This window comes from Rhodococcus quanlei (assembly GCF_055231015.1).
In genome coordinates this window covers 1-20,343 of the sequence record NZ_JBUYWD010000002.1, presented here as the reverse complement: position 1 = coordinate 20,343, position 20,343 = coordinate 1, and the positions used below count along the sequence as shown (strand labels likewise).

The following is a 20,343-nucleotide window of genomic DNA, read 5'->3' as shown; positions in this document are numbered from 1 at the left end:
AGGTCCGCAAGTTCGGTCTGTCGTCGGACGTACTCCGCGCGACCCGAAGGGGTTTCGACGACGTCCTCGGGGCATGTCGGTGGAGTCGGTCCAGGCCTTTCGGTCACCTGCTGCTGGTCGGGCTGTTCGGACGCCGGCGGTACGGGGCCAGCACCCGATCGAGGAGGTGATCGAGGAGTTCGATCGCCGACTGCGTGGTGCCGTAACCTTGAAGCATGCTGTGGGCGAGCCCCCCGGTTGCCATGGTGATGAGTTCGGCGTCGCGGTCGGGGTCATCTGACGGGGGCGTGTCCAGGCTCTGGGCTCGCCGAAGTTGGTCGGAGACGATGGTGGTCAAAGCCCTTGGTGCGGCAAAAGTTTCCTCTCCGGTGATCCCGTCTCCGGCGATCGCTGCCCAAGCGAAGGCGCCGAGCACGATGACTTCTTCTCGCCGTTGGTTGTCGAGTGGGAGAAGTTCGGCCAGCACGGCACGGATCGCTTCACGAGGCGTGGAGTCGTCCCCGAGCGCGGTCCACCTTTGTGTGAAGCGGGCGCCGGCGTCTTCCATCACCGAGCGGTGGGTCGCCAGCAAGAACTCCCTCTTCGTGCCGAAGTAGTACTGCACCAACCGAATCGAGATCCCCGCCTCGGCCGCCACCGATTGAAAAGTCACAGCTTGCAGGCCACCCCTGACGATGACGCGTCGGACGGCGTCGGTGATCTGGCGTTGCCGCAGTTCGTGGTCGACCAATCGTGGCACGGTCTCGCCGCCTCTCTCTGACATTCGAGCCCTTTATGGTACGCGTATATCGTTTAGATGGTACGGTCATATCAACAAAGTCTCGAGGAGGATGACAGTGCCGAAGATCGGGCGATTCACCAGTGACGAAGCGAAGGCGGATTTCCAGCACGCATACGACACCGTGGCCGCGAAGTGGCCGGTTCCGTCGACGAATGTCGATGTCGAAACATCTTTCGGGACCACGCGTGTGCGTAGATCCGGTACGGGGGAGGGCGTGCCGATCGTGCTGCTGCCGGGCATCGGGGGCAGTGGACAGGTGTGGTATCGATTCATCGAGGATCTGACGCGGGATCACGTCGTGTACACCCCGGACGTGATCGGCTGGGCCGGGCGTTGTGTACAGACAGCACCACTGCGGGGCGCGGAAGATATTGCTACGTGGATGAGTGAGGTGCTGGACAGCCTGGGTGAGAGTCGTGTCCATCTGGCTGGAAACTCGCTGGGTGCGTGGCTGGCAGGAGCGGTGGCGGTCCACCGCTCCGATCGCTTGGCGAGTCTGACAATGATCGAACCGAGCGCCTCGACCTTCGCAAAGCCAAGCGCCGGTCTATTGCTGAAGTTCATTGCAGCGGGATTGCGGCCTACTACTGAACGGATGCGGAAGCACAGCCGGTGGCTGATGCCGGGCTTCGAGATGACTGACGACGAACTGACCCTGGCAATAACGGCGGGGAAGTTCCGCATGGGGATGCCGTGGGACCAGAAATTCAGCGACGAACAACTGTCCGCGATCGCCGTGCCAAGCCTGGTGCTCTTCGGTGCCGACACCGTGGTCTCCGACCCGGAACCGGGCGCTGCTCGCGCCCGTAAGCATATTCCGTCGGCCGAGACGGAGATCTACCCCGGGGTCGGGCACGATCTGTTGTGGGCGAACCCCGAGCAGGTAATTCCGCGGTTCCTCGGGTTCACCGACAGTCATGATTCGATTCGGTCGTGAACCCGGCATGGCGGTGGCGGACACTGCTATCAGAGCCTACTTCGAAGCAGCTCCCCGCAGCGGTCCATCAGCCGGGTTCGCAGGACTGACGCGAGGTCCGCAAGTTCGGTCTGTCGTCGGACGTACTCCGCGCGACCTGAAGGGGTTTCGATGGCGATCGGCTGGTAGCCGTGGTCGGCGAGATCGTATGGGCTCGCGCGCATGTCGAGCTCACGGGTGCGCAAAGCATGTTCGAAGCAGTCCATGATCAACTCGGAATCGACGAGCGGCGCCAACTTGTACGCCCACTTGTACAAGTCCATGCCGGCGTGCAGGCAGCCTGGTTGCTCCCTGTCGATCTGGCCGGCACGGTCGAGGGGGAGTGCGTTACGGGGAACGGCATCGTCGGTGAAGAAGCGGAACGCGTCGTAGTGGGTGCAACGCAGGTTCATGGACTCGACGACTGCGTCGGTGCCGTTACGTCCGAGGCGCAGCGGCACCTGTTCGTGTCTGATCCCGTCGTCCGCCCGGTACACCATCGCCCATTCGTGGAGGCCGAAGCAGCCGAGATTCGATGAGCGGGACGCGGTTGCCCGGAGGAGATCGTGGACGAAGCGCACGGTGGGCAACCGCTTCTCGAGCATTTCCTCGCCGACGGTGACGACTCCGCCCACAGTGGTGTAGCCCCCGTATCGCAGGTAGCCGTGTGCGTTGTCACCGGCAAGGGCCACACCGAATCCTGGATGCCAGCGGCGCAGCTGGGTGGGGCGATAGCTGTAGTAGGTGAACAAGAAATCGTGCACCGGGTGCGGCTTGCCCGCCGCCCGCCGGGCAACGATCGGCTCGATAGCCGCTGCCACCCTGTCCCGATGACGCCGACGGCGATCGGTCCAATCGTCTTCGTCCAGAATCAGGGTGGCAGTGGGGTCTCGAAGCATCAGGCCGTGCTCTTTCCGGGGTTCACACCCTTGACTCGGTGCGTTCCGTCCCGAACGGTGCCGACGTACTCCTCGACGAGATCTTCGAGGGCGATGATTCCCACGACAGCTCTCGTCGAAGGGGCGAACACGGCACCGAGGTGGGCGCTGGCGCGCCGCAACCCTGCCAGCGCGTCGGCCATCGATGCCGCCGAGGACAGCCGTGGAAGCGGGCGAATATCGGAAGTCGGGATCACCGTTTTCGGTCCGGCGGACTCGTCGAGAATGTCGTCCAGCACATCCTTGAGGTGCAGGTATCCGATCGGAAGTCCGTCACCACCGCACACGGGGTATCTCGAGTACCCCGTCTCGATCACAGCCTGCTCGACGTCGCCGAGGAGGGTTCCGCCCTCGACCGTCGGCACGGTTCGAACCTGCGCGAGCGGGATCATCACCTCACCGACCGTGCGATCGGCGGTTTCCAGGGCCTGAGTGAGGCGGCGATGTTCCTCGGCATCGATCAGACCCTCGGACCGTGACTCGCCGATCATCTCGGACAACTCCACAGTCGAGACCGTCACGTCCAGTTCGTCCTTGGGTTCGACGCGGAACATCCTCAGGGTGAGGTTGGCCGCCACGTTGTAGAACGCAATGAGCGGCCGTGCGACCTTGATGAACGCCAAATGCACCGGCACCAACCACATCGCCGCTTTCTCCGGTCCCGCCAACGCGATGTTCTTGGGAACCATCTCGCCGAGCAGGATGTGCAGAACCACGACGATAGACATCGCCACAGCGAACGAGACCGGGTGCAAGAACGCGTCCGGCAACCCAACCGCGTGCAACGGAACCTCGAGCAGATGTGCGATGGCCGGTTCTGCCACCTTGCCCAGGAGAATCGAACAAATCGTGATGCCCAACTGCGCGGCAGCGAGCATCAACGACAGGTTTTCCCCTGCCTTGATCACCGCTACCGCCCGCTTCTTGCCCTGGGCGACGAGCGCCTCGAGGCGGTCTCGCCGTGCAGAGATCAGAGCGAACTCTGCCCCGACGAAGAACGCGTTCCCGGCGAGCAACACGAACGTCAGCAGGAAACCGAAAAGGCTATTCATGACTTACTCCCGACTGAGCCTCGTCCGTCGCCGGTGGAAGCGGCGTCAAGATCACGCGGTCGATGCGTCGCCCATCCATGTGTGTCACCGTCGCGACCCAACGGCCGCCGTCGCGCCCGCCGTCCGTCGACGGAAGTTCGACACTGTCGCCTTCCGTGGGAATGCGGCCGAGGTGGGTGAGCACGAGGCCACCGAGAGTGTCGTAATCGCCCTCCGGTGCTGCGTACCCGGTGGTGTCCGAGACTTCGTCGACACGGAGCAGACCCGAGCACGACCAGCCGTCACCTGCGCGTTGGACGTCGACCTCGTGTTCGTCGTGTTCGTCGCGGACCTCGCCGAGGATCTCCTCGATGAGGTCTTCCATCGTGACGACACCCGCGGTGCCACCGTATTCGTCGACGACGAGGGCCACCTGCATTCCGTCGGCCCGCACTCGTTCCATGACGGAGTCGCCGTCGAGGCTGGACGGCACGACCGGCACCTTCTGTGCGAGGGTGCTCAACCGGGTCGTGCGACGTCGCTGCGCGGACACCGTGAACGCGTGCTTGATGTGCACGACCCCCACCGTGTCGTCGAGGTCCCCGTCGACCACCGGAAAACGTGAGAAACCGGTGCGTGAGGCGAGGTCGATCAGGTCGGCGACCGTATCGGTGGTGGCCAACGATTCGATCTTCACGCGCGGGGTCATGAGCTCCTCGGCCGAGCGCTCACCGAACCGCAGCGACCGGTTGACCAGCAGTGCAGTGTCTTCGTCGATGGAACCACGCTGTGCGGAGTTTTCGACCAGGGAGCCGAGTTCTTGCGGTGACCGGGCCGAGCTGAGTTCGTCCGCAGGTTCGATGCCGAGTTTGCGAACCATCAGATTGGCAGTGTTGTTCAACCCGTTGATAGCCCATCGGAAAACGGCCGAGAACGCCGAATGCAAACCCGACGTGGCGCGGGCAACAGCGAGCGGCCGTGCGATGGCCAGGTTCTTCGGTACGAGTTCGCCGTAGATCATCGAAATCGATGTGGCGATCACGAGTGCCGAAATCAACGAGGTGGTCGACGCCGCCGACTCACCCATTCCTGCTGCTGTGAGAAGCGGGGTGATGAATCGTGCCAGAACGGGTTCGGCCAGATAGCCGGTGATCAACGTGGTGATCGTGATGCCGAGTTGGGCGCCGGACAGCTGGAACGACAGGGTGCGGTGAGCGTGCTGCACCTGCCTGGAGCGTCTGTCACCGTCACGGGCCGCGGCGTCCACGGTGCTGCGTTCGAGAGCCGTGAGTGAGAACTCTGCCGCCACGAACAACGCGGTGCCGGCGGTGAGGGCGATGAAGCCGATGAGGCTGAGAATGGTGATGATGACGTTCATCGTTCATCGCCACCTGGGTCGACCGGGGTGGACACGGTCGGGGAGTAGGTCGAGACGTGAAACTTCGGGCCGCCGGGTTTGTCTCCCGGCTCGGTAGAGGAGCCTTCGGCCCCGGCCGAATCGGACTCCGAACCGGTGGCACCGGTAGCGGCGTCGGCCGAACCGGATCCGTCGGAAACGGCGACAACGGGCGCCGTACTCGCTGTGTAAGTGGGTGCCGCGGGCACCTGATTCCTTCCTGTAATGCCCGCACGCGGGAGGATCCGGATTGCGGATCACTTCGTGCGACGGGACGAGACTGGTCACCACCGCAAGGGTCGAACGGTGGGTTCAGCGGTCCATGCTACCGGCGATCGCCCGATTCGACGTTGCCGGGCAACCGCCGTGTTGCCGGTGCGCCTGGGTCACCATCCGGCTGGGAGTGGTCGGCCCTCGGCGAATCCGGCAGCCGACTGAATCCCGACGACCGCCTTCTCGTGGAGCTCTTCGATCGTGCGGGCGCCGGTGTAGGTGCAGGTGCTGCGGACACCGGAGCAGATGTGGTCGATCAGATCCTCGACACCGGGCCGTTCGGGGTCGAGCCGCATCCGCGAGCTCGAAATTCCCTCTTCGAAGAGGGACTTGCGGGCGCGATCGAACGCGCTGTCGGTTGCCGTCCTGGCCGCAACCGCACGCTTCGACGCCATGCCGAAACTCTCCTTGTACGCGTTTCCATTCTGGTCGATATGCAGGTCGCCGGGGGATTCGTGGGTTCCGGCAAACCATGACCCGATCATGACGTTCGATGCACCGGCAGCGAGGGCGAGTGCCACATCACGCGGATGGCGAACACCGCCGTCCGCCCACACGTGTGCACCCAGTTCGCGCGCCGCGGCAGCGCATTCGCGCACGGCCGAGAACTGCGGGCGACCGACACCTGTCATCATCCGAGTGGTGCACATCGCGCCTGGACCGACCCCCACCTTCACGATGTCGGCGCCGGCCTCCACCAGATCGCGGGTACCGCCCGCGGACACGATGTTTCCCGCCGCCACAGGAACACCGAGATCGAGGGACTTCAGGGTGCGGAGCACATCGATCATCTTCTGCTGGTGCCCGTGCGCGGTATCGAGTACCAGCAGGTCGGCGCCGGCGTCGACGAGTGCCGTGGCCTTGGCTGCGACGTCGCCGTTCACGCCGACGGCTGCGGCGATTCGCAGGGCACCGTTCGAGTCCACCGACGGGTCGTAGATACCCGCGCGCACTGCCCCCGTACGGGTGAGTACGCCGGCGAGGCTGCCGTCGCCGTGGACCAGAACGGCGAGAGATTCGTGACGCGAATCGAGGAGCGCAAACACCTCACGGGAAGAGGAATCGACCGGCGCCGTGGCGAAGTCGCGGACAGCTACGGCATCGAGCCGGGTGAATCGGTCGACGTCGATGCAGGACGCTTCCGTCACCAGGCCGACAGGTCGGCCGTTCTCTACCACCACGACAGCGCGATGGGCGCGTTTGGATATGAGGGCAAGCGCATCGGACACAGCAGCATCCGGGCCGAGAACGACAGGTGTGTCGGCCACGAGGTGTCGACTCTTCACGAACGACACAGTCGCGGCGACGGCCAGGGTCGGCAGATCCTGGGGGAGCACCACGAGGCCACCCCTGCGTGCAACGGTCTCGGCCATCCGCTTACCGGCGACGGCGGTCATGTTGGCGACGACGATCGGTATGGTCGTCCCCGATCCGTCGACCGTCGTGAGGTCGACGTCGAAACGGGATGTCACCTCGGTGCGGCTTGGAACCAGGAACACGTCGTCGTAGGTGAGGTCGTTCTGCGGTGCATGGCCTTCGAGGAAGTTCACGACTTACGACGCTACCGGCGCGGCGGCCGCGGTGCGCGTTTCTCGGACCGCCTGCGACCTCGAGAGCCCGATGGTGGTGAGCAACATGACCAGGATTGCGCAGCAGACGAAGACGAAGCCGAGACCTTCGGCCCGCACCCGCTCGTCGAGAACGGTGACGCCCAGAAAGACCGCGGCGATCGGCTCGCCGATGGTGAGCGCCGGGAGGGAGGCGGAGAGGGGCCCTACCTGAAACGCGCGTTGTTGCAGGTAAACGCCGACAACACCCGCGAAGAGGAGACCCCAGGTCTGCCAACTGGTCGCAACGGACCCCACATCGTGTGAGAAGAGTTCCACGACGTACTTCGTGAAAGCCACCGCGACGCCGTAACAGATCCCGGACGCCGCACCCAGCGCGAGCGCCCGCCAGCCGGTGGCGATCCGTGCGAGGCCGACCGCTACACAGATGATGACGACCACTACGACCGCAGCTATCGGAACGGCCCACTCGTCCAGTGGTGCGTCGATGTTGCCTTCGGACGGGTCGCCGACGACCAGAAACACCGCGAGAGAAAGTGTGAGGCCGACAGCGAGCACCCACGTACGGCGCGACAACCGATCAGCCCCGAGTTTCGCAGAGATCGGCAAGGCGAACAACAACGCCGACACGAGAAGGGGCTGCACGAGCAGGACCGAGCCGAGCGACAATGCGGCAATCTGCATCAGATACCCGCCACCGTCGCCGACGACGCCTGCCCACCACCGTGGGCTGCGCAGCAGGGCCGATATCAAGGCGCCGCCCTCGGGGACCTTCGCGGCAGCCGATTGCTGTGCCACCGAGGCGCATGCGAACAGCAAAGCCGCGACAAGTGCGCACACCGCGGCCGCAAAGGTTTGGCTCATAATTTCTCAGTGTGCGCCGCAGCGCTCGGTGTTCGCCCCGGCTTTCGGTGAGCCTGTGGTCAGCGTGTGTTGCGCCCACCCCGGCGAGACCCTCTGCGCGCCTGACGCGAACCGGTCGCGACTCGGTTGTGTCCGCCCCCGCGTTTCGGCGCGGATGTGGAAGGAGGCGGTGGCGCCGTGTCCGAAGGGGCGACGGGAATGCCGCTCGGGCAGCGAGCGCCGGTGATCCGGCGCAGCCCCGCGTCGTCTGGTGCGACGTCGTACGCGGCGATACCGATACCTGCGCGATCGAGCATTCGGTCGACCTGATCGCGCTCGAACTCCGTCACGAGGGTGACGACGATTCCGGATTGCCCGGCGCGGGCGGTCCGGCCGGCACGATGCACATAGTCCTTGGACTCCAAGGGAGGATCCACATGCACGACGAGTGAGACATCGTCCACGTGAATGCCTCGTGCCGCCACATCGGTTGCCACCAACACTCCGGTCGCGTTTCGGGCGAATGCGTCCAGCGCCCGGTTGCGGCGGCTCTGCGTCTTGTCGCCGTGCAGGGATTCGACGGCCACCCCGACCGCGTGCAATTGCTCGGCGAGGCGATCCACACCGTCACGGGTTCGGACGAACAGCAGTGTGCGGCCGGTCCGAGAAGCGATCTGCGACACGACCGTGAACTTGTCGGCTGCTCGGACATGAAACAGGAAGTGATCCATCGTCGGTGCGGTGCCCTGCGCGGCCGATGTCTCGTGTGTGACGGTGTCACGGAGATACCGGTCCACGAGCGTGTCGACCTCGCCGTCGAGGGTGGCAGAAAACAACAACCGCTGCCCAGTTGGGGGCGTCGCGTCCAACACCGTCTCGACTTGGGGGAGGAACCCGAGCTCTGCCATGTGGTCGGCCTCGTCGATCGTGGTGACGAGAACGTCGTCCAACGAGATCGTGCGTTTTCCGAGGTGATCTGCCAACCGGCCAGGCGTCGCGACGAGAAGATCGACGCCACGGCCGATCTGATCGACCTGGCGTTTGAGGGGGACACCGCCGACCACCGTGGCCACCCGCAGCCCGGCCGACAGTGCTGGCTCGTCCAGGGCACGTTCGATCTGCAGGGCGAGTTCTCTGGTGGGAGCCAGAATCAGGCCCCGCGGAAATCCACGTCGGCTGGCCGATCCCCGCAGGCGAACCAACATCGGTAACCCGAACGCCAGCGTCTTCCCAGAGCCGGTGGGACCGCGACCGAGAACATCACGCCCCGCCAGGACATCGGGGATAGTGGCACGCTGAATCGGAAACGGCGTGTCGATACCGGTGCGGCGCAGTGCATGCACCATCACCGTCGGGAGTCCGAGGGAGAGGAACGACACCTCGTCGATGGGGTCTGGCGACGTGCCGTCCTGCTCTGTCATACCGGAAAGGTTACCGTCCGTCGCGGCACCGGCCGAGGACGGAATCCGCCGCGAAATCAGACGACCGACGAGAGCGATCGGTGCCGGTCACCCCACTTTTCGAGCGCACCAAGCGCTTCGGCGAGTTCGGTTCCCTCTGGCGTGAGGGAGTACTCGACGCGTGGGGGAACCTCCGGGTACACATTGCGTAGCACCACGCCCGAGACCTCGAGGTGGCGCAGGTTCTCGGTGAGAACCTTTTCGCTGACACCTTCCAGAATGCGGCGGATCTCGCCGAAACGCCGCGGTCCCTCGCCGAGAACCCACATCAGGTGCATTCGCCACTTGCCGCCGACAACGTCGATCGCCACGCTCATCCCGCACACATTGTGATTTATCCCACTCTTGGTCGTCACCGGATTCTCCTGACCTCGATACGGACCTCGACGTAAGCAACCGTACCTTCACGTGCGTTCTTGCTGCTCCGACCTGCGGTGATCAATATCAGTACCGGCGCCGACACCAACGTAACGACTATCGAAGGACCAGAACATGTCTCGACAGCAGGGGAGTACCGACTCGGTCTCGGTCATCGGTCTGGGCCCCATGGGGCAGGCGATGGTGCGCGCATTCTTGTCGGCGGGCACCGAGGTCACAGTGTGGAACCGAAGCAGCACCAAGGTCGACGCCATGGTGGCGCTCGGCGCCACACCGGCGACTTCCGTTGCCGAAGCGCTCGATGCGAACGAGCTGACCGTGGTGAGCCTCACACACTACGACGCCATGTACGAGGTGCTCGGACAGGCGACCGACCGACTCGAGGGCAAGACAATTGCCAATCTGTCGTCCGATTCGCCGGAGAGGTCGCGAGCGGGCGGGGCATGGGTTCGATCGCACGGAGCGCAGTTCTTGTCCGGTGGGTTCATGTCGGCGGGTGACAACATCGAGCATCCCGCCTCGTACATCTTCTACAGTGGGCCGCGGGAAGTTTTCGACGCGCACGCCGCACTGCTGCGGCCGCTGAGCCCGCAGGAGTACCTCGGAACAGATGACGGTCTGGCACAGGTTTTCTATCAGGCGCTGCTCGTCACCTTTCATCCGTGGATCCTGTCGTACCATCAGGCGCTTGCAGTCGTCGAGCGTTCCGGCCATGACATCGATCAGTTCCTGCCGTATGCGGTGCGCTCGGCCGGGGCCTACCCATTCTTCATGGAGGAGTACGCGAAGGCCGCGAAGGAGGGCGGGGGCGACCTGGCGGCACTGAGGATGATGGACGCAGGTGCCCAGCACATCATCGAAGCCAGTGAGGACGTCGGCGCCGATTCCACCCTTTCGCGTACCGCGCAGTCACTGTGGCGTAAGGCGATCAGCAAGACAGCAACAGCAGGTACATCGGTGTCCATGTTCGAACTCATGGGCGGCGAGCAGAACTGAAACGGCGGGGACGCCGCGACCGGAAGACCGTGGCGTCCCCGCCGTTCTTCGGATATCGAGCGGTGTCGGGCTCAGATTTCGACTTCGCTGCGGTCACCGCTCCACAGCGTGTGGAACTTGCCTTCCGCATCGGTCCGCTCGTAGGTGTGTGCGCCGAAGAAGTCGCGCTGTCCCTGAGTCAGAGCGGCGGGCAGCCGCTCGGCACGAAGTGCGTCGTAGTAGGACAATGACGACGCGAACGCCGGCACCGGGATGCCGAGCAGGGTCGCCGTGGACACCACGCGGCGCCAACTGTCGATCGCGGTCTCGATCGCATTCCTGAAATACGGGGCGAGAATCAGGCTGGCAAGCTGCGGATTCTCGTCGTAGGCATCCTTGATGCGGTTCAGGAACTGGGCACGGATGATGCAGCCGCCGCGCCAGATGGTGGCGAGATCCGCCGGATGCACGTTCCATCCGTACTCGGTGCTGCCGGCCGCGATCTGATCGAACCCCTGCGCATACGCGACCACCTTGGACGCGTACAACGCCTGCCGGATGTCTTCGGTGAACTGTGCGGCGTCGGCAGGCTTGTCGGCGAGAGCGCCGGAGGCCAACCCGACCGCAGCCTTGCGCTGCTCACGCGACCCCGACAGTGCCCGTGCGAAAACGGCCTCGGCGATGCCCGTGACAGGAACGCCGAGATCGAGTGCGGACTTGACCGTCCACCGGCCCGTGCCCTTCTGCTCGGCGGCATCGACGATCACGTCGACGAGGGGTTTTCCGGTCTTCGCGTCCTTCTGACGCAGCACGTCGGCGGTGATCTCCACCAGGTAGCTCTCGAGATCGCCGGAGTTCCAGTCGGTGAAGACGTCCGCGATCTTGTCCGCATCGTAGCCCAGCGCATCACGGAACAAGTTGTAAGCCTCGCCGATCAACTGCATGTCGGCGTACTCGATGCCGTTGTGCACCATCTTCACGAAATGTCCGGACCCGTCTGGGCCGATGTGCGTGCAGCACGGCGTACCGTCAACCTGCGCGGCAATCGACTCGAGCAGGGGGCCGAGAGCCTCGTACGATTCCTTGGGTCCGCCGGGCATGATGGCGGGGCCGTTGAGCGCCCCTTCCTCGCCACCGGAGATTCCGGCGCCGACGAAGTGCAGCCCCCGCTCACGTAGCGATGCCTCGCGGCGGATGGTGTCGGTGTACAACGCGTTTCCACCGTCGATGATGATGTCGCCGGTCTCCATGACACCGGCAAGCTCCTCGATCACCGCGTCCGTGGCGTCCCCGGCCTTCACCATGATCAGCACACGCCGCGGCTTCTCCAGCGCGGCCACGAACTCCTCGATGGTTTCGGTCCGAACGAAATCGCCGTCGCCACCGTGGTCCGCGATCAGGGCGTCCGTCTTACCGACGCTGCGATTGTGCAGGGCAACGGTATGACCGTGACGGGCGAAATTGCGGGCGATGTTCGACCCCATGACAGCCAGGCCCGTTACGCCGATCTGGGCGCGAGCTGCGTCCGTGTTGTTGTTCGTCATGCCTACAGCTTTCCCCTTCGTCACCGGGTTTCGAAATCGGCCCGAGGAGCCGGTTGTCGAAAATGTGTCGGGCCCAGCCAAACACATCAGGGAACGAAGGGGAAAGGTGTGGAGGACCTACTCAGCTGCGACGTGAGCGGGCAGGACCGTCGAACCCGTCGTAATTGCGGCGTTCGGTGCGACTGCGGAAGCCGCCCCCGCTGCCGCCGGGGCGTTCGTCCTTGCGGTTGCCGTTGCGACGTTCACGGTCACGGTCGCCGAACTCTCGGCGGGGCGGACGGCTGTCCGCGTTCCGCGGGCTGCCGGAACGACGATCGTCGCGGCGGAATCCACCCCTGCCCGAACCGGAACCGTCCGAACCGAAATCGCGGCGAGGCGGACGACCCTCGCCCGAGCGTTCACCACTGTCACGGCGGAAGGGTCGGTCGGCCTGATCACGGGCAGGCCGGAAGCCACCGTCGTTTCGATTTCCGCGGAAGCCGCCGTCATTGCGGTTGCCGCGGTACCCGACTGAGTCACGACTTCCCCGGTATTCACGGCGGGGACCACGGTTGCCGAACGAGCGGTCTCGGTTGTCACGGCCGAACGAACGGTCGCCGCGTCCTGCGCGCTCACGGATCGGTTCGCCGCTGGGTGTCTGAGCTCCCGTGATGGTGGCAAGTTTCTCGTCGCCCGGACGGACGGGGACCGCCTTCGCGTCGACGCCGGCCATACCGGTCAAGCGACGGAAGGTGCGCTTCTGATTGGGCAGCACGATGGCGACGACCGTGCCCTTCTCACCGGCGCGTGCCGTGCGTCCAGCGCGGTGCAGGTAGTCCTTGTGGTCGGCGGGCGGGTCGACGTGCACGACGAGATCGACTCCGTTGACGTGAATGCCACGCGCCGCGACGTCGGTCGCCACCAGAACCGGTGTGCGACCGGTCTTGAAACGTTCGAGGACACGGGTGCGCTGGTTCTGCGCCTTGCCCCCGTGCAGAGCTTCGGCGCGAACACCGACGGCGCGGAGACGATCGGTGATGCCCTCGCATCCGAGCTTGGTACGGGCGAACATGATTGTGCGGCCCTCGCGTGCACCGATTTCGGCGAGGACGTCGTCTTTCTGACCCCGATCCACGAGCAGCACGTAGTGGTCCATCGTGTTCACGCTCGCGCGGCCGTCCGCCGTCGCGTGCTGCACGTGATCGGGCAGGAACTGGCGGACGAGGGATTGAACCTCACGGTCGAGCGTCGCCGAGAACAACATCCGCTGGCCGTCTGCAGGGGTCTCGCCGAGGATGGAACGTACTTCTGGCAGGAAACCCATGTCGGCCATCTGATCCGCTTCGTCCAGCGCGGTGATCTCGATGGCGTCGAGAAGGCACGTGCCCTGACGCAGGTGGTCTCCGAGCCTTCCGGGAGTGGCAACGAGAACGTCGACGCCGCGACGCAACTGCTCGACCTGCTTGGTGAACGGGGTACCGCCGACAGCGGGGCGCACGTTCAATCCGAGTGTGCCGGCGTAGGCGCTGAGCGAGTCGACGACCTGGAAGGCCAATTCACGAGTGGGAACCAGCACGAGGGCGCGGGGGCGCTTCGCGGCAGGGCGGTCGTCGTGCTGCGCCAGACGGGTCAGCATCGGAAGCCCGAAGGCGAGCGTTTTGCCCGAGCCGGTTTGCGCGCGGCCGAGCACGTTCTTGCCGTTCAGGGCATCGGGCACGGAAAGCGCCTGAATCGGCGAGGGAGCAGTGATCGAGTTGCGGGCGAGTGCCTGAACCAGCGGTACGGGCAGTCCGATGTCGGCAAAAGTGACAGTCGGCTCCGCTGGTGCGGTGGCGTCGCCCACCACCTCGGCGCTCTCGTAGGCAGCGTTGATTCGAACAGCGTTGTTCACGCGGAAGGTACCTCTCCGGGCGTAGGGCGCGTCGCGGAGCTGGGTGCAGCGAGTGCAGCCGACACAAAGGGACGAGCCAGGGCACATGTCACCTGGTCAATCCGTTCACGCAGATACGTGCGCCGCCATGGACAGCGGCCGCCGCCGGTGCGAGGAATTGGGCTGTGTGCCGTTTCGATTTCGATGGGTCGCTCTGGCGACCGTCGTTCAGTGTACGGGACTGGAAGGACGGTCCGCGAACGAAACGAATGTGACGTGAACTACCGCTCAGTGACTGCTGCCGAACAGGCGGCTCAGTTCCACGAGCCACGGCACGGCCACTGCCACGGTGGGGATTATCAGGATGGCTGCCGACGCGACGTATGCGGCCACGGCGATGCGACGGTCCGGACCGTCGGCGGCAAGACGCTGTACGCGGATCAGTGTGCTCGGTCCGCCTACCGCCATCGCACCGCGGGGCGCCGTGGATCCGGAGCAGGTGACGAGGGCGCGTGCCAGCGCGGTCGGGCTGGACGCGCGGACCGCGGAGTCGTCGGCCAGCATCTCGACCAGCAGCTGTACCGAACCGAGCGCGGATCTGCTGCGCACGACGGTGGGGAAGGCGGCGTTCACCGCGGTGAACGCCTCGAGCACGAGATCGTGACGGGCACGCAGGTGTGATCGCTCGTGACTGAGGATTGCCTTGATCTCGGGGTCGCCGAGGTTGGCGAAGGTGCCCTGACTCAGTACGACGCGTTGGCGCAGCCCGGGCAGGCAGTAGGCTATCGGCTCCGTGACGTCGATGACACGCACATCGGGGGAGCGGGCGTGCGGGGATTGGGAGTCACAGTAATCAAGCAGGTCGACGAGCATACGATGACGCGCACGACGTCGCCTGGTGCGAACGCCCACCTGAACTATCGAGAAGATCAGCTTCGCACCCACCAGCAAGGTGAGAGCGAACACCACTACGTAGAGGGTCCAGAGGGGAAGACCGAGAGCGTCGATCTCGGCTGTCGGTGCTGTCGTGGGACGGCCGTCCGGCCCGGGTACCAGCAGCTGGCTGGCGATGGCAAGCCCCGAGCTGAACGCCGACAGCACGGCTGCCAGTGCGACTGCCTGCCAGAGGACGAGCGCAGCACGAGGAGCGCGAAACGGCCACTTGGCGCGGCTGAGGAGCGCCGGTACGGGGCCGGCGAGCAGCAACGCAAGTACTCCGAATACCAGTGCGGTGGTGGCGTTCATGTCCTAGACATCATGCATGACGTAGGTCAGATCGCGCGAACGCTTCCAGTCGATCCCTTGCCGTCCAGGTGTTCCTTGGCTTCGAGCGCAGCGAGTGCATCGCGCAAGGCATCGACCTCGTCGGCGCCCACCTGTTCGACGAAGTGCACCAGCGCAGCGGCGCGACTTCCGGACTTGTCCGCCTGCTGCAGGGCGTCGACCATGAGGCTGGCCACAAGCTCTTCGCGTTGATGAACAGGGAGGTAGCGGTGTGCGCGGTCGTCACGCTGCTGGATGACGAGATGCTTCTTCGCCAGTCGCTGCAGAACCGTCATCACTGTGGTGTAGGCGAGTTCACGCCGTGCGGCCAAGGCTTCGTGTACTTGTCGTACCGTCTGCGATTCCGGAGACGACCACAAGTGCTCCATCACCGCACGTTCGAGTTCACCAAGTCCAGCCATGGCTCGATTCTACGGAACAAACGACACATATTCGTACTACCCGCAGTAGTAACCCACCGGCTGGGATGTGGTAATAGTCATAGTCACTGTGCGGTCGACGCCTTCTCCGGTCCACCCGCACGGCCGTAAACGTGCCTCGTGCCGATGGGCACGATCAGCGGCCTGTCCGAGACCGGGTCCGGAATGACCGACGCCTCCAGGCCGAACACCTCGAGCAGGAGTTCTTCTGTGACGATCTCCTGTGGGTGACCGGACGCCACGATCGCCCCTTCCCTCATCACGATCAGCTGATCGCTGTACCGGATGGCGAGGTTGAGGTCGTGCAGCACCATCACCACGGTGCGGCCGAGTTCGGAGTGCATCCGGTCGACGAGGTCGAGGACCTCGATGGAGTGGGCGAGATCCAAATAGGTGGTCGGTTCGTCCAACAGCAGGATGTCGGTCCCTTGCGCCAACGCCATCGAAATCCAGGCGCGTTGCCGTTGCCCGCCCGAGAGTTGGTCCACAGGGCGGTCCGCCAGATCGGCAACTCCGGTCAGGGTCAGAGCCTCGGCGACCTCACCCTCGTCGTCGGCCGACCACTGCCGAATCCACGACTGGTGCGGGTGGCGCCCACGTGCGACCAAATCGCCCACGGTGAGGCCCTCCGGCGCCACGGGCGACTGGGGGAGCATCCCGAGAGTGCGAGCGACATCCTTCGTGCGCATCCGGCCGATGCTCTTCCCGTCGAGTGTCACGGTGCCGGACTTGGGTTTGAGGAGCCGACCGAGAGCACGCAGCAATGTCGACTTTCCACATCCGTTGGGACCGATGACCGTGGTGACGACACCGGTATGCACGGACAGATCGAGACCGTCGACGACGGTGCGGTCGCCGTACCCCAGCGTCACTTCTTCGGCGACGAGGCGGGGCGGGATGTGCGCGGTCATGCGGACACCTTCCGATTGTTGCGAACGAGCAGGTAGAGCAGAAATGGGCCACCAAGGGCAGCGGTGACGATTCCGACCGGAAGCTCGACGGGCAGTAGCGTGCGGGCGATGACGTCGCTGCCCACCACCAGCACGGCTCCGGTCAGCGCGGAGGCGATCAGGGGAGGTCCGGGTGAACGAACCAGGCGCATGGCCAACTGCGGTGCGGCCAGCGCCACGAACGCCACCGGCCCCGCGGCAGCGGTGGCAACCGCTGCGAGCGCGACAGAGGACAGCAGCAGCCGAGTCTGAGCCCGACTCAGGTTGACACCCAAGGAGGCCGCATTGTCGTCGCCCAGACGCAACGCCCCGAGGGTGAACGTCGAGCCGATGACCACGGCACCGATGACGAGCACGGCAATGGCGACCGGCCACATCTGATCCCAGTTGGCACCGTTGAGGGATCCGTTCAACCACACCTGCGCGCGGGACACGTCGTCGATATCTGCCGAGGTGAGCATCCACCCGACTGCGGCGACGAGCATGGCGTTGATACCGATACCGACAAGGATGAGCCGGAATCCCTCGATACCGCCCTTCCACGCCAGCAGATAGATGACGGTCGCCGTCAGGAAGGCGCCACAGATCGCAGCGAGTGGAATGCCGAGCAGTGCGAGAAGTCCGACGAAACTGCCGCCTCCGCCCAGCACGATCAGGGCCACCGCCCCGGCGCTCGCACCAGCAGTGATTCCGAGCAGGTCAGGACTGGCAAGCGAATTGCGGGCGATGGACTGCGTAAGCGCACCCGACAACCCGAGTGCGACGCCGATGAGCAGGCCGGTCAGGGAGCGCGGCAGCCGCAGGTCCATGACGATGAAACTCTGGGCCTTCGTTCCTCCGCCGAACAGGACCGCCGCCACTTCGGGGATCGACATCTCGTATTCGCCTAGGCCGATGTTGAGACACAGCAGTAACAGCAGCGCGATCAGCAACGCCAGATTGACCACGATCATGAACGGCCGCAAGACCAGCGACACGGGACCGACCCGGAAGGGCCGCCGCGAAGGCACCCGACTGGCTGTGGTGGTGTTTTCCTCGACGAGAGTCACAGGCTGGCCAACTTTCGACGACGGACCAGGGCAATGAAGAAGGGGGCCCCGAACACGGCAAGGACGATACCGACCTGAAGCTCACCGGGGCGGACGACCACACGTCCGATCACATCGGCCATCACCAGCATCACCCCGCCGAGGAGCCCCGCGTAGGGCACCAGCCACCGATAGTCGGGGCCCGTGATGGCGCGCGCCACGTGTGGGACGACGAGACCGATGAAGGCGATCGGCCCACACGCGGCGGTGGCCGCACCGGTGAGGAGGGTGATCGCAACGATCCCGATGGTGCGACTGAGAGCAACATTGGTGCCGAGACCGCGAGCGACATCCTCTCCGAGGCTCAGCAGGTTCAGGCTCGGGGTGCTGGCGAGGGCGATGAGCAGGCCGATGACCAGGAAGGGGAGCACTTGCCACAGCACGTCGTAACCTCGACCGCTCACCGAACCGACCACCCAGAAGCGGTAGCCGTCGAGGGTCTGCTGGTCCATGATCAACACCGCGTTCGTCATGGCCTGCAGGAAGAACGCGACCGCCGCACCGGCGAGGGCGAGGCTCAGCGGACTGGCGCTTCCGTTACCGATCGACGACATTCCGAACACCACGACGCTGGCCATGAAGGATCCGGCAAACGCAAACCACAAGTACTCGCTCGGGGCGCTGAGTCCGAGCAGATACATCGCCATCACGACCATGAACGCCGCGCCGGCATTCAGTCCGAGGAGTCCGGCGTCCGCTAGCGGATTGCGGGTGTGTCCCTGAATGAGTGCACCTGCCACCCCCAGCGCGATTCCTACGATCAGACCGAGGATCGTCCTGGGCCCGCGCAAGGTTCTAACGATGATGTCCGCCTCGGTTCCGTCCGCTGCAAACAGTGAATGGAAGATCTCGGCGAAGGTCAGTGGTCGTGCGCCGATGGCGATGCTCGCCAGCATCACGAACACGAGAACGACGACCAGGGCGAGTAGGCCCAGCATGCGTCGGCGACGAGTCGCGGCAAGTGAAGTGTCCTTCGCGACCGGGGCGAATCCTTCGTCGGTAGCGGTACTGCTGCGCACCACTTCGATGCGACCGTCGCGGCGAACAAGTGAAGCCAGTGCCCTACGCGGACCGATCGGACCCGCTGTCGCCACGTCGCGGGCGACGATTCCAACCCACCCCTTCGCCGCACTCTGCCCGGTTCGGCCTTCGCGGAATCCTCGGTTCCAGATCAGCATTCCCAGCGCGACCACAACGGCGGCACCGCCGAAGACCGCACGGTCGGTGGGACCACCACCGTTCTCGTTCGAGAGGGAATCGACGATCGCCCACCCGATCGCCAACGGTAGAGCGACGACACCGACGTCGAGCAGGGCTGCGACCGCCCTTACCCAGGTCGGCGCCGGGCCCCGCGGGATATCGCGCGAGATGAAGTCTCGGTTCGCGGTGCGCGCGTCCACGGCGTCCACTTCGTGGGCGCCGTCGGCGCTCACTGTCGGGGCGCCTTCGGCGCCATGGTTTCGCATGGTTGTCACGAGCGCTGTGGTTCCTCCTGTGTCTACCGGCATCCGTGCCGTGCTGGTTAGGTTACGGAACCCTTCTCAGTGCCCTATGAGACGGTCCGGATTGTCACGTGGTCGACATCACGCCGCGGTGACCCCTCTGGCGTGGTTAGGCTAACCTATGTACCTGATTCGTTTCCCACAACATTGGAGTACTAGTGACTTCGCCCCTTTCGGTCGGTGCGCCCGAGCTCTCGGTGGGCACCTCGGCCCTGGACCTCTCCTGCTCTCGCTTGCGTTCGCTCAACCCGCACTACCCCCGGATGTACGCGGTGGCGCCCATGGAGAGCGAGGGCAAACGTCGATGGTGGCAACTCTCGAAAGACCTCGACGGGGATCGTGTGCCACAGATGTGGGCCCGCGCCCTCGATGATGTCGAAGACCCACACGCCGCAGCCATTCAGGTTGCGACGGCGCTCGTGCATGCCGTCGTCGGTCGAGTCGCAGCGTCGGTGGTGCTCGACGGCCGCGCGTGGGATCCCGGATTCGAGAATCTCTGGATTCACATGGACAACGATTGCTGCATCGACTGGGTCGGCGTCCAGGACGAGTCCATGCGGGCACTTCCGGATGACAATGCGATCGGCTCCAGCGGAACGGTCGTCGTGCCGTGCGAGCGCGCCCTGCTCGTATGGACGGCGCATCGCTGCATCACCTCGCTCGTGCCGATTCATCGCGCCGTGTCGCGATGCGCGCAGATCGACTGGGTGCGATTTTCCAGCTTGGTCGGAGAGTCTGTCCTCGGAGTGGCGGCCCACGTGCCCGTTCTTGCGGGTACAAGTGAGGTCCTGGCGCAACGCAGGGGTCAGGGGATGCTCGACGCCTTCGTGGCCGCGGGCATGCCGGTGCGCTGTCGACCCCGACGGATGCGTGCGCGGGTGAGTGTCCGTGCTCCGATGACATTCGAGAACCCCTTGCGCAATAAGGCTAGGCTTGCCTATACTCGTTGACGGGTGGTGAAACACTCACCGAACTGCCGGACCGCGCCGGAGTCCTGAGGGCTGCAGAGACTCCCGGTCCTTCCCACGGCGGGCCCACACCGGAAAGGTGTGGGCCCGCCGATTCTTCGTTTCGCAGTGGGGGAGGCCAGTACGACCGACCCGCCCGCA

The 20,343-nt window shown here is 64.9% G+C and carries 19 protein-coding genes; 3 read left to right on the top strand and 16 right to left on the bottom strand.

Annotation, left to right across the window (positions count from 1 at the left end; all coding sequences use genetic code 11):
- Positions 1 to 103 precede the first annotated feature (103 nt).
- The gene (locus ACZI8Q_RS00870) at positions 104 to 763 is read right to left on the bottom strand and encodes a TetR/AcrR family transcriptional regulator (RefSeq protein WP_463371615.1); all 660 of its coding nucleotides are present in this window, start codon (positions 761 to 763) and stop codon (positions 104 to 106) included.
- Positions 764 to 836: 73 nt separating this feature from the next.
- On the opposite strand from ACZI8Q_RS00870, the gene ACZI8Q_RS00865 reads away from it, so the two are divergent.
- Positions 837 to 1,718 (top strand): alpha/beta fold hydrolase, encoded by an 882-nt coding sequence (locus ACZI8Q_RS00865; RefSeq protein ID WP_463371614.1) that lies wholly within the window; start codon positions 837 to 839, stop codon positions 1,716 to 1,718.
- Positions 1,719 to 1,747: 29 nt separating this feature from the next.
- Here the strand turns inward: ACZI8Q_RS00865 and ACZI8Q_RS00860 are convergent, their stop codons facing one another.
- The 8 genes from ACZI8Q_RS00860 to ACZI8Q_RS00825 form a co-directional block, all read right to left on the bottom strand.
- A complete protein-coding gene (locus ACZI8Q_RS00860) occupies positions 1,748 to 2,635 on the bottom strand; it encodes a 3-methyladenine DNA glycosylase (RefSeq protein WP_463371613.1) in 888 nt (295 codons plus the stop codon).
- A complete protein-coding gene (locus ACZI8Q_RS00855; protein ID WP_463371612.1) occupies positions 2,635 to 3,726 on the bottom strand; it encodes a hemolysin family protein in 1,092 nt (363 codons plus the stop codon). The genes ACZI8Q_RS00860 and ACZI8Q_RS00855 overlap by 1 nt, the downstream gene beginning before the upstream one ends.
- Positions 3,719 to 5,083, bottom strand: coding sequence for a hemolysin family protein (locus ACZI8Q_RS00850; protein ID WP_463371611.1), 1,365 nt, complete (start codon positions 5,081 to 5,083; stop codon positions 3,719 to 3,721). The genes ACZI8Q_RS00855 and ACZI8Q_RS00850 overlap by 8 nt, the downstream gene beginning before the upstream one ends.
- Entirely contained in the window at positions 5,080 to 5,310 is a 231-nt protein-coding gene (locus ACZI8Q_RS00845) for a hypothetical protein (RefSeq protein WP_463371610.1), read from the bottom strand. The genes ACZI8Q_RS00850 and ACZI8Q_RS00845 overlap by 4 nt, the downstream gene beginning before the upstream one ends.
- 177 nt (positions 5,311 to 5,487) lie before the next feature.
- Positions 5,488 to 6,924 (bottom strand): GMP reductase, encoded by a 1,437-nt coding sequence (guaB1, locus tag ACZI8Q_RS00840; protein ID WP_463371609.1) that lies wholly within the window; start codon positions 6,922 to 6,924, stop codon positions 5,488 to 5,490.
- A gap of 3 nt (positions 6,925 to 6,927) precedes the next feature.
- Complete coding sequence (locus tag ACZI8Q_RS00835) at positions 6,928 to 7,806, bottom strand: DMT family transporter (RefSeq protein WP_463371608.1); 879 nt, start codon at positions 7,804 to 7,806, stop codon at positions 6,928 to 6,930.
- A 59-nt stretch (positions 7,807 to 7,865) separates the two neighbouring features.
- Positions 7,866 to 9,206 carry a DEAD/DEAH box helicase gene (locus ACZI8Q_RS00830; RefSeq protein WP_463371607.1) on the bottom strand — a complete coding sequence of 447 codons (1,341 nt, stop codon included), beginning with the start codon at positions 9,204 to 9,206 and terminating at the stop codon, positions 7,866 to 7,868.
- 56 nt (positions 9,207 to 9,262) lie between these two features.
- On the bottom strand, positions 9,263 to 9,601 hold the full coding sequence (locus ACZI8Q_RS00825; RefSeq protein ID WP_463371606.1) for a winged helix-turn-helix transcriptional regulator: 339 nt from the start codon (positions 9,599 to 9,601) through the stop codon (positions 9,263 to 9,265).
- 136 nt (positions 9,602 to 9,737) lie between these two features.
- Between ACZI8Q_RS00825 and ACZI8Q_RS00820 the strand changes: the two genes are divergently transcribed.
- Positions 9,738 to 10,619, top strand: coding sequence for an NAD(P)-dependent oxidoreductase (locus ACZI8Q_RS00820; protein WP_463371605.1), 882 nt, complete (start codon positions 9,738 to 9,740; stop codon positions 10,617 to 10,619).
- A 71-nt stretch (positions 10,620 to 10,690) separates the two neighbouring features.
- On the opposite strand, the gene gndA is transcribed toward ACZI8Q_RS00820, so the two are convergent.
- The 7 genes from gndA to ACZI8Q_RS00785 all read right to left on the bottom strand — a co-directional run bounded on the left by gndA (position 10,691) and on the right by ACZI8Q_RS00785 (position 19,198).
- Positions 10,691 to 12,142, bottom strand: a complete 1,452-nt coding sequence (gene gndA / locus ACZI8Q_RS00815; RefSeq protein ID WP_463371604.1) for an NADP-dependent phosphogluconate dehydrogenase — start codon at positions 12,140 to 12,142, stop codon at positions 10,691 to 10,693.
- Positions 12,143 to 12,263: 121 nt separating this feature from the next.
- A complete protein-coding gene (locus tag ACZI8Q_RS00810; RefSeq protein ID WP_463371603.1) occupies positions 12,264 to 14,012 on the bottom strand; it encodes a DEAD/DEAH box helicase in 1,749 nt (582 codons plus the stop codon).
- Positions 14,013 to 14,279: 267 nt separating this feature from the next.
- Positions 14,280 to 15,236, bottom strand: coding sequence for a M56 family metallopeptidase (locus ACZI8Q_RS00805; protein WP_463371602.1), 957 nt, complete (start codon positions 15,234 to 15,236; stop codon positions 14,280 to 14,282).
- A gap of 26 nt (positions 15,237 to 15,262) precedes the next feature.
- Positions 15,263 to 15,676, bottom strand: a complete 414-nt coding sequence (locus ACZI8Q_RS00800) for a BlaI/MecI/CopY family transcriptional regulator (protein ID WP_463371601.1) — start codon at positions 15,674 to 15,676, stop codon at positions 15,263 to 15,265.
- An 83-nt stretch (positions 15,677 to 15,759) separates the two neighbouring features.
- Entirely contained in the window at positions 15,760 to 16,605 is an 846-nt protein-coding gene (locus ACZI8Q_RS00795) for an ABC transporter ATP-binding protein (protein ID WP_463371600.1), read from the bottom strand.
- Positions 16,602 to 17,597: a FecCD family ABC transporter permease gene (locus ACZI8Q_RS00790; RefSeq protein ID WP_463371776.1), complete on the bottom strand. Its 996-nt coding sequence runs from the start codon at positions 17,595 to 17,597 to the stop codon at positions 16,602 to 16,604. Before ACZI8Q_RS00790 ends, ACZI8Q_RS00795 begins: the two co-directional genes overlap by 4 nt.
- Before the next feature lie 92 nt (positions 17,598 to 17,689).
- Positions 17,690 to 19,198: an iron chelate uptake ABC transporter family permease subunit gene (locus tag ACZI8Q_RS00785; protein ID WP_463371775.1), complete on the bottom strand. Its 1,509-nt coding sequence runs from the start codon at positions 19,196 to 19,198 to the stop codon at positions 17,690 to 17,692.
- Positions 19,199 to 19,392: 194 nt separating this feature from the next.
- On the opposite strand from ACZI8Q_RS00785, the gene ACZI8Q_RS00780 reads away from it, so the two are divergent.
- On the top strand, positions 19,393 to 20,184 hold the full coding sequence (locus ACZI8Q_RS00780; RefSeq protein WP_463371599.1) for a hypothetical protein: 792 nt from the start codon (positions 19,393 to 19,395) through the stop codon (positions 20,182 to 20,184).
- Positions 20,185 to 20,343 lie beyond the last annotated feature (159 nt).

Coding starts and splice junctions, on each gene's coding strand:
- ACZI8Q_RS00870 (WP_463371615.1), bottom strand. CDS start 763: ATGTCAGAGAGAGGCGGCGAGACCGTGCCACGATTGGTCGACCACGAA.
- ACZI8Q_RS00860 (WP_463371613.1), bottom strand. CDS start 2,635: ATGCTTCGAGACCCCACTGCCACCCTGATTCTGGACGAAGACGATTGG.
- ACZI8Q_RS00855 (WP_463371612.1), bottom strand. CDS start 3,726: ATGAATAGCCTTTTCGGTTTCCTGCTGACGTTCGTGTTGCTCGCCGGG.
- ACZI8Q_RS00850 (WP_463371611.1), bottom strand. CDS start 5,083: ATGAACGTCATCATCACCATTCTCAGCCTCATCGGCTTCATCGCCCTC.
- ACZI8Q_RS00835 (WP_463371608.1), bottom strand. CDS start 7,806: ATGAGCCAAACCTTTGCGGCCGCGGTGTGCGCACTTGTCGCGGCTTTG.
- ACZI8Q_RS00830 (WP_463371607.1), bottom strand. CDS start 9,206: ATGACAGAGCAGGACGGCACGTCGCCAGACCCCATCGACGAGGTGTCG.
- ACZI8Q_RS00820 (WP_463371605.1), top strand. CDS start 9,738: ATGTCTCGACAGCAGGGGAGTACCGACTCGGTCTCGGTCATCGGTCTG.
- gndA (WP_463371604.1), bottom strand. CDS start 12,142: ATGACGAACAACAACACGGACGCAGCTCGCGCCCAGATCGGCGTAACG.
- ACZI8Q_RS00805 (WP_463371602.1), bottom strand. CDS start 15,236: ATGAACGCCACCACCGCACTGGTATTCGGAGTACTTGCGTTGCTGCTC.
- ACZI8Q_RS00800 (WP_463371601.1), bottom strand. CDS start 15,676: ATGGCTGGACTTGGTGAACTCGAACGTGCGGTGATGGAGCACTTGTGG.
- ACZI8Q_RS00795 (WP_463371600.1), bottom strand. CDS start 16,605: ATGACCGCGCACATCCCGCCCCGCCTCGTCGCCGAAGAAGTGACGCTG.
- ACZI8Q_RS00790 (WP_463371776.1), bottom strand. CDS start 17,597: ATGATCGTGGTCAATCTGGCGTTGCTGATCGCGCTGCTGTTACTGCTG.
- ACZI8Q_RS00785 (WP_463371775.1), bottom strand. CDS start 19,198: ATGCGAAACCATGGCGCCGAAGGCGCCCCGACAGTGAGCGCCGACGGC.